Raw genomic sequence first — 16,407 nt, forward strand, 5'->3', positions numbered from 1 at the left:
TTCCTTCAATAGAAAACTGAAGGACAGAATTTTAAACCATAGCCAGTAAGGTTCAACTTATTTCATACTATACCTGCTACAGCGTATCTTTTTTCTCCTAAAGGGCACTCAAGCTCCCAAAAAACTACTCATTATTGAAGGTTTACTACTATCATATTAGCGCTAGGCGTTTATAACAGCTCATGGTTTGTTTGTAAACCTGCATATCAGCTTAGAATAAAGGGGTAAGTACTCTTATTCCAGAAAATAGAACACTCTTGATCCAAATCTTTACTTGAAAATATTGAAAAATAGAATAAATACAGGAATAATAGTAATATAAAGTAGAATTTTGACGAAAAAGTTTATTTTATCCAAAAAACAGAAAATACATACATACCAATATAAGAAAAGGAGCAGCTATGACAACAGTAAACAATCAGTTTTGGCAATTTTCACCTATACCAAATATAGAAGAATCAAACTTCAATAAAATTTTAGAAAGATTTTTTAACATGAGAATTCCCGGGTTAACGAGAGAAAATACCCAAAATGCCCTGGATGCACGTTTGCTTGGTAGTAAAGATCCCGTCCTTCTAACAATCAAGACAGGAATGATTAATAGAGAAGAAGTGCCTGGAATTCAGGAAGTAATAGACCGTATTAATTGTTTAAAAGGACGTAACAGCTATACAAAAGAAGCAATTGATCATATGCAAAATAAATTAAATCAGAGTAAAGTCGCTTATATTTCATTTGAGGATAGTAATACAAGGGGATTGAAAGGTGCAAAAAACGGCCAAACTAATTCCAAAGAAGATACGTGGGCGATTTATGCATATAACAAAGGTGTTCATTCCGAAGAAGAGGATGAAGCTGTAGAAATTTCCCGAGGGGGCTCACATGGAGTCGGTAAGATTGCATCAAATGCTGCCTCTGACTTGAATTTGATGTATTTTGCTAATTGCGATGCAGAGGGTAACCAGCACCTAGGAGGTACCGTTCAATTAATTGAACATATGTATGAGGACCAATGCTACCGTTCTTCCGGATATTTTGCCAAACTTGATACTTTAAGTGGAAATAAGACAAAATTTTATCCTTTTGAAAATAATTTTCATGAAGTGTTTGAAAAGAAAACACGTGGATTAAAGATTATTATTCCGTTCTTACGTGAAGAGTATAATGATGAAAAAGGAATAATAAAAAGTGTTCTTGATAGTTTTTTTGTATCACTTCTTGAGAAAAAGCTTGAGGTTATTGTAAACGACAAAAAAATTACAAAAGAAACATTAAGAGAATATGTTACAAATCCAGATTATTATACTCAAGAAATTGCAGAGATCAAGGAAGAATTTACTCCACTCTATGTTGATACTTATTTAAACATTGAACCCAGAAAACTAAACGTAGGGGACGGTTTTAATAATTATGAGTTCAATCTATATTTCCGATATGACGAAGCAATTCCTAAAGGCAGGGTTGCTATTGTCAGAACAATCGGAATGAAAATAGAGGATAAAAAAATAAAAGGAAATGTAAATAAGCCATATAATGCTGTGTTAATTGGTGGAGCACCAGAGGATGCCTATTTGAAGTCTTTGGAAAATGAATCTCATACGGAACTTTCTTATGAACATATAAAGGATCCTCTTCTGCAAAAGAGAGCAAAAAAGTTTATAAATAATCTCTCTAAAGAAATCTCCAAAATTATTGAAGAAGCAATAAGGCAAAACAATCCTACCGACGGTACTATGAATACCAAGGATATATTATACGTAGTAGAGAATGAGTTTAAGAGGGAATTATCAGATATAACATCCACAGTTAAAATTAATAAGGGCAAATCACTAGTTAAAATGTCTACAAATGTTCCAAAGAAGAAGAAAAAATCTAAGACAGATTCAAAGCCTGGTGATCCGAAGCCGAAGCCATCTAATCCTGTTAAGAAAGTTAAACAGGAAAAACCGCCTGGTGATGGCTCAGAGCAGGATCAAGTTCGAGACAAATATATTGCAAATCCAGATATTGTAGAAAGAATTATTCTTGGCAGCTATGAGATGGTTAAGTTTAACTTTAAAGATAGTAAAGAGCTATCTAAAGAATCAGCATGTAATATTTCTCTATCAATTATTGATGGTATGGGTGTTGAATATAAGGATGAATTTAACCTTCTAGAAAACTACAACCGAGTAATTGAATTCTCTACAGGAAAGGAATGTAAAGTTGAAAACAATATCATTAAAAATGTTGCAATAAGAAATGGAGAGGCTAGACTCCGATTAGATTTAAAAAGCACCTTTAATAAAGCATTAAAATTTGTTTATTACGTAGAGGTTTAACATGATATATAAAAAGGATGCAAATTTCCCATACCCAATACTTACTAACACTTCGACAAGTTATGAAAGCAGCGAATTTACTTTTGATGTGAACCTAAACGAAAATGTGGAAAACTATCGTTTTGATTTGGACTATACAATTGATTCAGAATTTATTTCTAAATTGCTGGCTAGTGGAAAAGCACAACTTATTCTCGTAATACAATCAAAAGATAATAAATTTTATTTCTTGAGAAAAAATCAAAGATCTGTTGAAATTCCAAAAAAACGGATTTCGGTAAGTAAGGGGAGAACTTCAATCCAACTTCACCTTATTTCAAAAGAAGAAATTAACTTTTATGATAATGAAGACTTAAGCGAATTTTACAAGTCGTTTAAAGAGGACATCGTTGTTCCTATGAATTCCTTACTTGGTTTTTCAAATGTCGTAATTTTCGACGGCAGCATAAATAAACCTCTTGAACTTTTTGAGAAAAAAGTTGATCCAGGTTTGTCTAGTGAGGTTAGAATAGAACTTGGTACAGAAACGATTATTATTCATTACAAGAATGAGCAATTGCAATTTAGCAATATGCCAATGAGCAATTCTTTAAACAACTTATATATCTATATGGGTCTTCAAAAAGCACTTCAACGTTTTTTAAGTAGATACGGTGAAGATGGAGAACAAGTTGATTTAAATGAAATGGAAATGCCAACTGATCAGTTGGATCTCAAACTATATAATCTTATGACTAAAAAAATGATCGAGGAATTGACCATCGAAACAATTGATAAAGTAATTTACACTATCTCTGACAAGATTATTGAAAGATTTGCTGCTGCAATAAAGGGGCTAAGTTCAAATGGAAATTAGGCTATTAAATAAAGATTATAAAAACAACGAGCAGTTTTATAAAGACTTTCTTGATGATCAAATTAGATTTAAGGAAGAATACTTTTCTGATAAGATAGTTTTTATTAATGAGGCTCCGGATTTCCCAATTTATATGGCAAAGGGAACAGAAACGGAGAGAAAAGAAATGTTTAAGGAAGCTTTTAATGTCATTTCAGGTTCCTATCTTAATACTGATAGAGATATACATTTTGAAGAGTTATTTTGGCATTCTTTATTAACTGTTCATAAGCGGGATTACTTGCTGGATAATTATCCTCAAATAGCTGAAAATATTTCTCATTTCAACAATATAGTTATTAAGAAGTTCGACTGGGAAAACTACATTTATAAATGTATTATTGGTGCCCAATATATTAATGATAGGGTTAGTGGCTATGAGGAACGGATACGCTATTATGAATTGTTGATCGACAATTTAGATATGTACAACTACATTATTAAATATGAAATCTTCCGTAATGATCATTTTTTATTAAATATTTTAGATCTAATAGATGAACTAAACCTTTCTAAGATAATGAAAGCAAAATTGGTGGGCTTTGATCATCTAGGCAAAGATGAACGTGTTGGACGGAGAGTAATTTTTGAATTTAATAAGAGCTATCCTGTAGTTATGGCACCTATGATGAAAAAAGAGGATTTAAAAGAGTATTTTATTAAATTCTTGAGTTACTATTATGATATATCTCAGGTTGAATCATTAGTTTGATAAATTGGAAATAAAAGTGCAACAGAGAGGACCATCCAATAATGATTAAAAATGGAATAAGTTCTGAATTACTAAATATTAAATCTTTCTTAACAGATGACTCTTATAAATTTCTGATTCCCGATTTTCAAAGAGATTTTGTATGGGGGGAAGAAGATGTTCTACAGTTAATGAATGACCTGTCGGAGGATTCTAATAATTTCACTATGAAAGAAGATGACTTAGAAGGGTATCTTTTGGGGAATATTGTTTTAATTAAACCTAAGGAAAGTGAAAGATATCTCGTAGTTGATGGGCAACAACGACTCACAACTACTACTTTAATTTGCAAGTCATTGGAAGAAATAGTAGAAGCTAAAATAACTGCTTCCCAAGATTTAAAAGAGATAAAAAAGTGGCAAATGAAATTAAATGATATTGTTCAATCATATGCAATTTTAGACAATAATGATGATATAAAGGATTGTAAGTTGATACATGATCCTGCATTGAATTTCGGGAAGGTGTATAAAAATATTCTCTACAACAAGGACTATGAAATAAAACTGGAATCTGATTCAAGAATAGAGGAAGTTTATAAAACAGCTAAAGAATTTTTAGAAGCACTTAATGATGATCAATTAAAAAACTTTATTTCCTATTTTAAGAGTCGAGTTTATTTTATAGTAACTGTTTCTACAAGCTATAATAAAGCCTTTCAATTATTTGAGGTTCTTAATGATAGGGGAAGAAGTTTAGAACCACTTGATTTAGTTAAGAATTTATTTCTTAAGATAATTACAAAAGATAGTAAATCTCAAGACGAGATTGATGATTTTAATAACGACTGGAATGAATTTATTTCAAATCTCCAGATTAACCCAAAGAAAAAGATCTCATCATCTACTTTTTTAAAACACTATATAATTGGGCAATACGCTGAAAACATCAAAAAAGAGCAAGTATATGAATACTTTGAGGAGAAAAAGTATAAAACAAATGAGATTTTTCAATTAGTTAAAGATCTTAAAGACGTTAGCAAAATCTATGCCGAGATTGAAAAAGGAAATTATAATGCATTTGTAAATGATAATAATATGTTTATTATATTTAAGCTATTTAATATTAAACAATTGCATTCTTTATTGATTCCTTTTTACAAAGAAAATCAACAATTAAAACAAGATGTACTGGATGTTGGAGTAAGACTTGGAGCATCCGTATTATTTTCCTTTACTCAAATGAATTTTATCGAGAGCAACCTACCATCCATCATTGAAAAATATTATGAAGAAATTAATAATGGCAGGAAATCTGATGAAGCATTTAAAAAAATGAATGAGGAAGCAAATAAAATTATTTTAATAAAATCTACTGATATTAAACAAATGCTTCCCGTGAGAAAATTAGTAAATACTAATGGAAGTTTGTCTAATAAGGCAGCGGTAATTTTAAAGTTTATTGAATTATATTTTCATGGGAATAGCTCTGTAATAGTTCCTTCTAAAAAACAAAAAATCACTGTAGAGCATATTCTGTCAAAAGAAGTTTCTTTTGATAAGGATAGCTCAGATGCTGGTTTTACGTCTGAAGGAGATCTTAAAGATCATATTAATCTCATAGGAAACTTAACTCTTCTTTATAACAATGAAAATTCAAGTGTGGGAAATAAAAGATTTAAAGATAAGCTTAACCTTTATTCTGAACAAGATTTTATAATTACTCAAAGAATTGCAAAAAATCTTGTTTCAACAACAAAAGGAGGAAAAAACGCAAAATTAGCTGCTATGATAAATGAGCGAGAAAGTAAATACTCCGTTAACAATAAAGGACATTTCAGTAAGAAGGCTATATTAGATCGATCTTCTAAAATAGCAGATTTGATTTACGATTTAGTGAACCAAAAATTTTTAATATAATAATATTTGTAAGTTAACGCGTGTATATTATTCGAACCGTTACATTAGAATATTGAAATAATAATATAGAAGAGTAGTCAGAAAAGTGACTACTCTTTCTCATATTATCCTTCAAGTTAACCATCTATAACAACTTCCATATCTTAATATACCAATAGAGAAAAAAACTGTACAAAATCAAAAAACTTGAAGACCCTAACATGTCTCCAGGTTTCATTATGTATTGTACTAAACAACTGGAGCCAAAGTTCCACTTGCTTGCCGGCTTCGGGATGGACGGCTTACGGCTCTACCAGGAATCTTGCCCTCTAATGCTTGAGTTCTTTCGCTAATTCGGGCAGGTTCTCGATCAGACCGAATTCTATCAGGTTTTGCATTGTATTCATTCAGATATAATCGGACTCCCACGTGTTGTGAATAAATGTTTCCATGCATTTCTACCAGACTCTTACTATGCAATAGAAAAATGTCCAACAAATACTACATTTAATCAAGATAAAGTTGGTTGTTGGTGTGATATTGATATTAAGCTAGGGAAAGACCCTTCGAGGGTGGGCGAAGGGCTTTTTCAATTGATGGAAGATCTTTTACAGTTTTAAGGAGGCCATTGTTTTATATAAAACTTCTTTCTGTGGGCAGGCACTTATATTTTACTTCTTGGTTTTAATTACTCCCTTTTTCTCAAGGTTTATTAATATCCCCTTATTTTTGAACCTGTTGTAAGCTATCATCTTGTTTAAATCTTTCAATGTCAGGTTTGCCGGGTCAGTTGTGAGTTCGCAGTTAAATTTGGTAGTTAGCGAGATAAAGTATTGAATCTGTTTGTCTGTCAACGAATAATCCTCTGAGTTTACCGGGTTTTGCTGTCCAGTCGCGTTAGTTTCTGCATGTTCCTTAATTTTCGCTTCGACTATTGCCTCGATTTCGTTTGTACTGATTGGTTTCTGCTTCTCTTGAGGCGGAGCTGTATTTGATAATAATTTATTAATTAATGTTTTGAGCATGGTTTCACATCCTGATTTATAATCCTTACCTCTATTTTAAATTTCCCCCAAGAAATTACAATGGATTTTCAGAAAATAGTGAGAAAAGTTGTTAAATAGGTTTAATTCTGTAAATATTTAGGTGGATTGTATCATAATTGTAGTATAATGTAGAAAAATACATATTTGGAGCTGGTATGATGGCGATTACGGTTCCTGAAACGATTCGGAGCAGTGCGACCGCTGGGGAGCGGCTTGTTTTCCGGACGTTGAAAACATTCTTGCCTGACGATTATATTGTTTATTATGAACCAGAGATACATGGTAGAAGGCCGGATTTTGTGATAATCGGGCCCGACTTGGGTTTGCTTGTGCTGGAAGTGAAAGATTACACAAAAAACACTCTTTATCAGCTCAATCCTGATGAATGGCATATCCTCACGTCTTCTGGAGATCAGGCTATCATAAAGAGCCCTTTAAAGCAGGCGAGGGACAATGTATTTAAAGTAGTTGACGTTCTGAAGAAGGATAAGAACCTGATACAAACGGAAGGGAAGCATCAATTCAATTTGAAGTTTCCGTATGGCTATGGAGTCGTTTTTACAAGGCTTTATGCGAAGGATTTCATTCAGGAAGGGCTGTATAGTATCATAGATCCGCAGCTATGTTTGAACCGAGATGAAATCGACCCCGATAAGGAGGATTTTTCCGAAGAGGTATTAATGGAAAAAATCCTGAATATGTTTGTGGTTCCGTATCGGTTAAGAGAGCCATTGTCTTTTGAAGATATTAACGCGATTCGCTATCACCTTTTCCCAGAGGTGAGAATAAGTGCGGAGTTCAAGCCGCCGGTTCCATATCGGGATCAACTGTTGTTGTCGCTGCATGATATTAAAACGATGGATTTGCATCAAGAGAATCTGGCCAAGCAGTTAGGTGATAAAAACAGACTTATCCGTGGTGTTGCGGGGAGCGGCAAGACAATCATCCTGGCTAGCAGGGCAAAGATGTTGTCAAAACAGAACCCTGATTGGAAGATATTGATTCTTTGCTACAATATCTCACTGGCCAATTCCATAGAGCAGATGATTCGCCATATGCTCAACGAACCAGAAGATTTGTTTGACTTTAATTTTTCCAAGGGTGGAGTAGAAAATCCCGTAAACCATCACAACATTACAGTTCGGAATTTCCATGCCTGGCTTAAGAAGGATTTACGGATTAAAGAGCAGCAAATTCCAGTGATTGTAGAAAAGATAAAAAGAAAAGAAACCATCTTACCAGTTTACGATGCGATCCTAATTGATGAGGGCCAGGACTTTGAAGCTGAATGGCTGGCACTGGTAAGCTCGCTTCTTAACGAAGAGACACAATCGCTATTACTGGTTGAGGATAGGGCACAAGATATATACAAGCGGAAACGATCGTATGTGCAGGACACTGGTTTGAGCTTCCAGGGAAGATCGAAAATCCTTTCGATTAATTACAGAAATACTGCGCAAATCGTGAAGTTTGCCTGGGATTTTTACCGTAAACATTCAATGCTAAAGAACAAGGTTGTAAATAGAGAGCTAGAGGGAGAAATTATTGCTCCTCAAAGTACAAAACGGAAAGGGCCAGAGCCCGGAATCATCCGTGCCAGCAATTTTTACGAGGAAATCCGGCTAGTTGCCCGGCAAATGAAGAAACTCCATGACGAACGGAAAGTCTCATATGAAGAGATGCTTATTCTGTATCGGGTGAAGCGGACAATCCAATTTCCCGTCATTGACATCATTCAGCGAACCCTTAAAGAAGCCGGCCTGCCGTATTATTGGATAACCGAGAATGAGAATTCAAAGCGCTCCTTTGAAAAAGAAGATGGCAAAATTAAGATAAGTACCATCGACAGCAGCAAAGGCTTGGATTTCAGGGCCGTCTTCATTGTTAATACGGATTCTATGCCATTCCCTCTAGAAGAGGATAAGGAAAGAGAAGTGTCTTTGCTGTATATTGGAATGACGAGGGCGAAAGAGTATCTGTGCTTGTCCTATTCTGGTCAATCTGAATTCACTCAGTATATGGATACTTTGTTTGATGAAAGAAAAGCACAAAAAACATTGAAGCAAAATATTAAATAGCTTTTAATTGTATCTTGAAGAGGGCTGTCCATAATGGGCAGTCCTATTTAATGTAGTACTGCATTTGAATAGGCCATATTTTCATAGAATACACGGCAGAGAAAAGGGGATGAAGACAGAATAAAAAACGAGTTTTTCATAATCGTTAGCATGCTAGGACTCTTGTAACGAGCCTTAACCTTACTAGTCCTGGACCTACTTAAATGACAATCAATTGTCATTTTTTATAATTATTAGACAATAAACTTTCGTTATGTTACCATTTCGATAACATCATAGAAACCTAACAACAAGTTAAAAAGTAATGGAGGCGAGGTGAGTAGTTTACTGTTTTTGTGAAGTTTTTTGGAAGCGTTGTCATTGGAAATGTTGATTTTGCCATGTGTTGGGAAGATGGGAAGCACAATGATTTACGGAAGGGGAGATTTTGCTGGTGAAGAAAATTTCAAGGTTTATAGTGTTGTTGCTAATAACCACTTTAGTCTTTGGACAGGGTACATTTGTTTCCGCAGCATCAACTGCTGATAAACCAGAGCCGGTTTTACAGGTGGAAAACCAAATCATTAAAGACGGATATTTCACTAACTTAAATGATCACGTTGATCAACTGAAGGAATTGGATGAAGGAACCATTATTGTTCGATTCCAATATACTGGCTCGTCTATCATGTCACTTTTTTCTTTAAGTAATAATAGAGTGCGGGATGGCCATTTTAATCTTTATATTTCACCTTCCGCAATCGGAAGTGAAAATCGGTTAGAGAAACCAGAAGAAGCAAAGACGAATATACATATTCGCACTGATGTGAATTTGAAAGAAAATGAAGTATATACGTTGGCTATGGTTGTAGACAAGGATAAAGGTTATAAGTACTTTTTGGATGGTGAATTAATCAAGGAAGATTCACAGTCTCCGAGGAAATTCCTAAGCAACATTTATGAGCCAAACAGCGCACAACTAGGAAGGACGGAAAGGGCAGCAGGTGGTAACCAGTATCCGTTCAAGGGCAATATTGATTTTGCGAAAGTCTTTGATGAGCCGCTTGCTGATGATGTCCTAGCATCGATTACCGGCGAAACAAAAGCTGCATCATTGGAAAATCCTCTGCCAGAATCGGCACCAAAACCAGTAAGCGTTTTTTATCCAGGCTTCATGGATTCGAATAATTATCGGATTCCAGCATTGCTCCATACTGAAAAAGGGACACTAATTGCGGGAATTGACCGCCGTGTTGTTCATGGAGGGGATTCTCCAAACAATATCGACGCTGTTATCCGACGGAGCTTTGACCAGGGACAAACATGGGAAGAAGATGGAATTGTCATCAATGATTATCCGGACCAGGCATCCAATATTGACCTGTCTTTCGTACAGGATCAATCCAATGAACGGATTTTTGCGCTTGTTGACGGGTTTCCTCATGGAGCGGGACTTATGGGAGGCTTTGGCAACAATGCGTATAAAGGAACTGGTTTTAAAACTGTAGATGGTAAACAATATCTGTATTTAACGGATGAACATAACAACGAATACACGATTAGAGAAAATGGAATCGTCTATGACGAAAGTGGAACAGCTACTGACTATTCGGTGGATGAAGATCGTAATTTATATTTGAATGGCGAAAAGATAGATAACTATTTTAGCGAGACTTCACCACTAAAACCGTTTAAAACATCGTATCTTGAGTTGTATTATAGCGATGATGAAGGAGAAACATGGACAGGGCCAATTGATTTAAATGATGAAGTAAAAGAAGAATGGATGATCTTCTTGGGAACGGGTCCAGGAAACGGCATCCAGCTTACTGAAGGCCCGAACGAAGGAAGACTCGTATTCCCTGTGTATTTCTTGAATGAATATAATCGCCAGGCCAGTGCGGTTATTTATAGTGATGACAATGGTGAAACATGGCACCGCGGGGAGTCCCCGAACGAAGGCAGAATTGTCGACGGACAGACGATCAATGAACGGTATTTCACGAATTCCAGTCATGAAATTACTGAATCACAGGTTGTCGAAATGCCGGATGGCCAGCTGAAGCTATTCATGAGGAATTACTCGGGATATGCACAAATCGCGACAAGCTTTGACGGAGGGGAAACATGGGAACCTGAAGTCGTTACGGAAAAGGCTTTGACCGCACCATACAGTCAAATGTCAGCGATTCGTTATGATGGCCAGATCGATGGGATGGAAGCTGTTATTTTTTCAAGTGCAAGTGATTCTAGAAGCAGAATTAATGGAACGGTGAAGGCCGGGTTAATTGAGGAAGATGGAACCTATGAGAATGGCCGGACCAAATATTCGTTTAACTGGAAATATAGCAAACTGGTGAAAGAAGGCCACTATGGATATTCGAGCCTTACAAACTTGCCGAACGGTGAAATTGGCCTGTTTTATGAAGGAACGGCCAATACTGTCATGGACTATATCAAGCTGGACGTCGATTATCTAAAATTGGATTGGCAGAAGTATAATCCGGCACCAAAGCCAGTAATCGAATCATTCAATGTGCTAACCGAAACTCCAAGGCCTTATCGCCCGGGTGAGAAGATTAAAGTAGAGATTGCATTCGATGACTTTGTTGTGTTGATGGGCAATAAACAGATTCACGGCACAATTGACGGACAAGAAATCCAATTCGACTTGGTTGAGAAAATAAACAATACCAGATACATTTTTGAAGGAATTGTTCCGGATTTAAAACCAAGAGCTTATGACGCAGAGTTTAAATTGGACCCGAATCTATCTATTTATAATGTTTACGGCGAATTATTTGAGCCGAATCCAGAAGCGGCCACTTTCACCGACAAGGTGATCATAAGAGCTGAATAACTAAGGAATGGGAGCTGTTGCGAAGCCATCATTACGGACTTTTCGCAGCAGTTCCTTCCAAATTCCATATAATTTTGTACACTACATTTTTATCCACCCTATACTCCTCACATCTGCTTCTTTGTTTATAATAGAAGCATTGGTGGCTTTTCAATTTTGGAGGTGGATGAAATGACAGCGAACTCTATGGAAAAAATGAAAGGTATTAAACCGTCCATTGTAATGGAGCAAAATAAGCATACATTTACGAAATCAGAAGTTAAAATATACGAATACATTCGGGCTCATACCCAATGGGTACTCTACCATTCTTTAACCGAGTTATCCGAGGCTAGTGGAGCAGCCGAAGCAACCGTCTTACGGTTTTTCAGGAAATTGGGGTTCAAAGGATTTCAGGATTTCAAATTTTTGTTGGCACAGGAAGTCTCATTGTCTGCACAACAAGACGACCATGAAACGATCATTAAAAAGGTCCGGAACACGATGATCCAGGCTATAAACGAATCATCTGAAGTGATCAAATTGGAAGAATTGCAAACTGGAATCGACATGGTTAATCATTCCAATGATGTTGTCATTTTTGGGATTGGCGCTTCAGGCATAGCCGGGTTAGATATGCAGAATCGCTTAATGAGAATTGGAAAACATGCAGATGTTGTTACGGACTCGCATTTTCAAATTATGAGAGCATCATGTATGACTGAGAAAACTGTCGTCATTGCGATTAGCCTTACTGGAAGTACAAAAGACATTGTAGATGCTGTGGAAATAGCTAAGGGAAATAATGCTAAGGTGATTGCTTTAACGAGTTATGTTAAATCTCCGTTAACACGGTTTGCTGATTTAGTATTATTATCATCCTCGAAGGAGAATCCATTAGAAAGTGGATCCTTAGTATCTAAAATCTCTCAGTTGTATCTGATTGACCTTCTATGTACGGGAATTGCGATGAAAAATGTAGAAAATGCAAAAGAGATTAGCATGAAAACATCCAAGAATCTATCAAGCAAGCTTTACTAGAATTATCTACATTATGAGGTACTGACAAACGGGGGAGGGAATGTCTTGAAAAAGGTTTGGATAGCGGCGATTGCATCAATGCTTGTTATTGGGAGTTATATCGGGACGAATGCTGACGCTTCCGGAAACGCAAATGCAGAAGCCAAAGCAAACGCTTCTAAACAGGTGAGAGCGGTAGAAAGAATCACTTGGGAACATGCAGGACAGCTTGAGGCACCAAAGGGTTTTGATAAGAACATCGGTGCCGCGGGAGTGCTATCAGGATCTTATAAAGATTATTTGATCGTTGGCGGTGGAGCGAATTTTCCTTATGAATCGGTCTTGAACGGAGGGGCCAGGGAAACTTACTCAGATATTTATGTTTATAAAAAAGAGAAAAGTGGTTTAACGTTGGTAGAACACACAAATCTTGATCATAAGATCGGATATGGTTCATCCATCACGACAGATAAAGGTGTCTATTATATCGGAGGAAGCCCAGATACTGAACATGCAGACGACATCCTGCTCCTGACGATTGATAAAAACCAAAAACTGAACGTTGAAAAAGTAGGAGATCTGCCATTTACCATAAGCAATGGTATAGCAGTTGAGAAGGATGGAAAATTGTATATTGGACTTGGCCAGCAAAATGGGAAGGACAGCAATAAATTATATGAATATGATTTAAAAACTGGCAAGACTAGAGAATTGGCACCTATACCAGGAGAAAGTGTCAGAAACCAAAGTGTCGCACAGCTGTTAAATGGAAATCTATATGTATTTAGTGGTGGAGGATCGATTGCGTATACAGATGGCTATAAATATGATATCGAGAAGAACACCTGGTCAAACGTTTCTTCAGTAAAAGTCGATGATCAAGAAATATCCCTGCTGGGAGCAAACTCTGTCAAACTAAACAAAGATGAAATGCTGGTAATCGGAGGATTTAATAAAGAAGTATACGATCATGCAGTGAAAAATTTAAATACATTACAGGGAGAAGAGTTAGAAGCATTTAGAACAAAGTACTTCACTGCGGATCCTTATGAGTTTAATTGGAATAAAGATATTCTAATCTATAATGCCAAAAAGGACACGTGGAGATCAATCGGAAAGGTTCCATTTGATGCCCCATGTGGACAAGGCTTAGTGTTAATGGATAAGCAAATTTTTTCGATAAATGGAGAAATAAAACCCGGGGTAAGAACAAATGCAATGTATTCAGGGACTTTGCTAAACCGTTAAGCGAACCTGCAAAATGTATTGGGCGGCTTGCCTACAAGCCACCTCTGGTTTTGTAAAGCAGGAGAATTGAATAGTATTATCGGAAGAGGATGATCCATGTATATTGGATTATCCTCTTTTTATGATTAGCACTGTTTAACCGGGTTTATCGTCAATTTAATTTTTCTAAGCCGAAACAGCTGTTAACAAGAAACTACTCGCGTTATAGTCCTGAGCCCAGATGAGGCAAATGGGGTGAATCCTTTAATAGGGGTATTTTTTAAGTCTTTTATGGATGAATTGCTGTGTAACTGTTCCTGTAAGCTCCAAAGCGTCGATTCTATTTAAATGAAGAGGGAGAAATATCCTATGGGGCAGCGACCTTTTGAATTTAGTATGGTCATGGTGCCTGTTTATATATTCAACTCTATGTATTTTAATTCTAAAATCGACAATAAATCGGAGGTAATTCTAAGGTAATTGTTTCTATGAGATACACGAAAAACATAGTAGACTTAAGGGTTTGATGTTACTATGTGAGAATTACCAACCTGAAGATTGACTTTTTTTGTTGATATCCGAAGATTAAATATATATACTCTTTTTATTGCATTTTTTTTAGTATCCTCTTAGATTTAAACTGCCTGAAGGAGTATGATTCTTATGGTTCAACAAAACACAGCAAAGAAAAAGAAGTCATTTTTCAATCGAATGCTTGATGGTATTGAGAAAGCAGGAAATAAACTGCCCGATCCAATTGTTCTATTTTTTGCGCTATCAGGCATTGTTTTAATCGCCTCTTTTATAATGGGGTTGTTTAAGGTATCAGCTGTCCATCCTGGAACAGGCGAAACGATTGTGGCCAATAATCTCCTGGATGGTGAGGGAATTGTTAATTTCCTGACGAATATGGTTACAAATTTCAGTGGTTTCCCGCCGCTTGGAATGGTTTTAGTCATGATGATAGGGGTGGGGATTGCCGAGCAAAGCGGATTCTTTTCAGCTTTGCTGAAACGTGCCGTAGTTGCCACACCTAAAAAAATTATCATTCCAAGTGTTATTTTTATCGCTATTCTTGCAAATGCTGCTGGGGACGCCGGGCCAATCGTTTTGCCGCCTTTAGCAGCGACCGTCCTGATGTCTTTTGGTTATCATCCTCTTGTAGGCCTCGTGGTTGCTTATGCCTCAACACTGGGGGCATTTTCCGCTAACTTGATTCTAGGATTAACAGATACGCTTACAGCCGGTTTCACGGAAATTGGAGCGCAGTCCCTTGATCCGGAATTTACGGCCAACCCTGCCATGAACTACTATTTCCTGGCAGTCTCAACAATCTTTTTATTATTAGTCGCACTTTGGGTAACCCATAAATTTACGATTCCGCGCTTTGGAACTTACTCTGGTGAACTTCAGCAAATGGAAAAAATCACGTCTTTAGAAAAACGGGGCCTGAATTGGGCCGGAATTTCTGCATTAATCTTTATCATTGTTCTATTGGCAATGGTCATACCTGAAAACGGAATCCTCCGTAATCCTGAGACAGGCTCAATCATTGAAGATTCACCGTTTATGACGGCCATTGTACCGATTTTAACGATCCTTTTCTTTATCCCTGGTTTATTTTACGGAATTGGAGCGAAATCAGTACAAAACTCCAAAGATTTTGGTGAAATGCTAGGCAAGGCGATGAGTACGATGGGACCTTACATTGTGCTTGTGTTCGCTGCTTCTCAAATGCTCGCTTTTTTTGCAAATAGTAACATTGGGCCTATTATAGCAATTAAGGGTGCCGACTTTTTAAATGAAGTCGGATTTACCGGAATTCCATTGTTCATAGGGTTTATTATTTTTACAGCACTTCTTAACTTATTAATAGGAAGCGCCTCAGCAAAATGGGCAATATTAGCACCTATTTTTATTCCAATGTTTATGCTGTTGGATTATCACCCCGCCTTTACACAGGCGCTTTATCGGGTAGGAGATTCGATTACAAATCCTATTACTCCCATGCTTCCTTATCTTGTTCTGCTGTTATCTTTTGCGAAGAAATATGATAAAAATATTGGCTTGGGTACATTAATTTCCGCATTATTCCCTTATACCATTTTCTTCGGCATTTTCTGGATCATTCTTGTTATTGTCTGGTACTTGTTAGGGATTCCAGTTGGACCAGACGGGCCGATATATCTTTAAGATAAAAATCTTATCCATTTTTAAAATATAGAAATTATAAGGATTAAAGCCTTTTCCTCATGATTTTAAGGCCGTATTGAATGAGATATTTAAAATCTGCGCTACGGTTTTTGGGATTATTGTATAATTTAATCTGAAATTGTGTTATTATCACCATATAATTTTATACAGAGGTTCTAGCTACCCTCTTTAAAAAACTAAGAAAAAAACAGCACTGCTA

The 16,407-nt window shown here is 36.3% G+C and carries 10 protein-coding genes and 1 riboswitch; of the genes, 9 read left to right on the forward strand and 1 reads right to left on the reverse strand.

The window, feature by feature from the left end:
* Nucleotides 1-401 precede the first annotated feature (401 nt).
* From A8F94_RS00455 to A8F94_RS00470, 4 genes are read left to right on the forward strand one after another with little or no spacing between them, the layout of a single operon-like run.
* Entirely contained in the window at nt 402-2,321 is a 1,920-nt protein-coding gene (locus tag A8F94_RS00455; protein WP_066193895.1) for a hypothetical protein, read from the forward strand.
* A gap of 1 nt (nt 2,322) precedes the next feature.
* Nucleotides 2,323-3,177, forward strand: a complete 855-nt coding sequence (locus tag A8F94_RS00460; RefSeq protein ID WP_066193897.1) for a hypothetical protein — start codon at nt 2,323-2,325, stop codon at nt 3,175-3,177.
* Nucleotides 3,167-3,928, forward strand: coding sequence for a hypothetical protein (locus A8F94_RS00465; protein WP_066193899.1), 762 nt, complete (start codon nt 3,167-3,169; stop codon nt 3,926-3,928). Before A8F94_RS00460 ends, A8F94_RS00465 begins: the two co-directional genes overlap by 11 nt.
* A gap of 41 nt (nt 3,929-3,969) precedes the next feature.
* Nucleotides 3,970-5,826 (forward strand): DUF262 domain-containing protein, encoded by a 1,857-nt coding sequence (locus tag A8F94_RS00470; protein ID WP_066193902.1) that lies wholly within the window; start codon nt 3,970-3,972, stop codon nt 5,824-5,826.
* A 650-nt stretch (nt 5,827-6,476) separates the two neighbouring features.
* Here A8F94_RS00470 and A8F94_RS00475 read toward each other — a convergent pair.
* Complete coding sequence (locus tag A8F94_RS00475) at nt 6,477-6,830, reverse strand: hypothetical protein (protein WP_066193905.1); 354 nt, start codon at nt 6,828-6,830, stop codon at nt 6,477-6,479.
* A 179-nt stretch (nt 6,831-7,009) separates the two neighbouring features.
* On the opposite strand from A8F94_RS00475, the gene A8F94_RS00480 reads away from it, so the two are divergent.
* The 5 genes from A8F94_RS00480 to A8F94_RS00500 all read left to right on the forward strand — a co-directional run bounded on the left by A8F94_RS00480 (nt 7,010) and on the right by A8F94_RS00500 (nt 16,187).
* On the forward strand, nt 7,010-8,929 hold the full coding sequence (locus A8F94_RS00480; protein ID WP_066193908.1) for a 3'-5' exonuclease: 1,920 nt from the start codon (nt 7,010-7,012) through the stop codon (nt 8,927-8,929).
* A gap of 433 nt (nt 8,930-9,362) precedes the next feature.
* Nucleotides 9,363-11,768: a sialidase family protein gene (locus A8F94_RS00485; RefSeq protein WP_066193914.1), complete on the forward strand. Its 2,406-nt coding sequence runs from the start codon at nt 9,363-9,365 to the stop codon at nt 11,766-11,768.
* A 171-nt stretch (nt 11,769-11,939) separates the two neighbouring features.
* Nucleotides 11,940-12,788, forward strand: a complete 849-nt coding sequence (locus A8F94_RS00490) for a MurR/RpiR family transcriptional regulator (protein WP_254660754.1) — start codon at nt 11,940-11,942, stop codon at nt 12,786-12,788.
* A 45-nt stretch (nt 12,789-12,833) separates the two neighbouring features.
* Complete coding sequence (locus A8F94_RS00495; protein ID WP_217490899.1) at nt 12,834-14,015, forward strand: cyclically-permuted mutarotase family protein; 1,182 nt, start codon at nt 12,834-12,836, stop codon at nt 14,013-14,015.
* 642 nt (nt 14,016-14,657) lie between these two features.
* Nucleotides 14,658-16,187, forward strand: coding sequence for an AbgT family transporter (locus tag A8F94_RS00500; protein WP_066193916.1), 1,530 nt, complete (start codon nt 14,658-14,660; stop codon nt 16,185-16,187).
* A 164-nt stretch (nt 16,188-16,351) separates the two neighbouring features.
* Nucleotides 16,352-16,394: riboswitch (PreQ1 riboswitch) on the forward strand.
* Nucleotides 16,395-16,407: the final 13 nt, after the last annotated feature.

It is taken from the genome of Bacillus sp. FJAT-27225, assembly GCF_001685025.1.
Taxonomy (GTDB): Bacteria; Bacillota; Bacilli; order Bacillales; family Cytobacillaceae; genus Bacillus_D.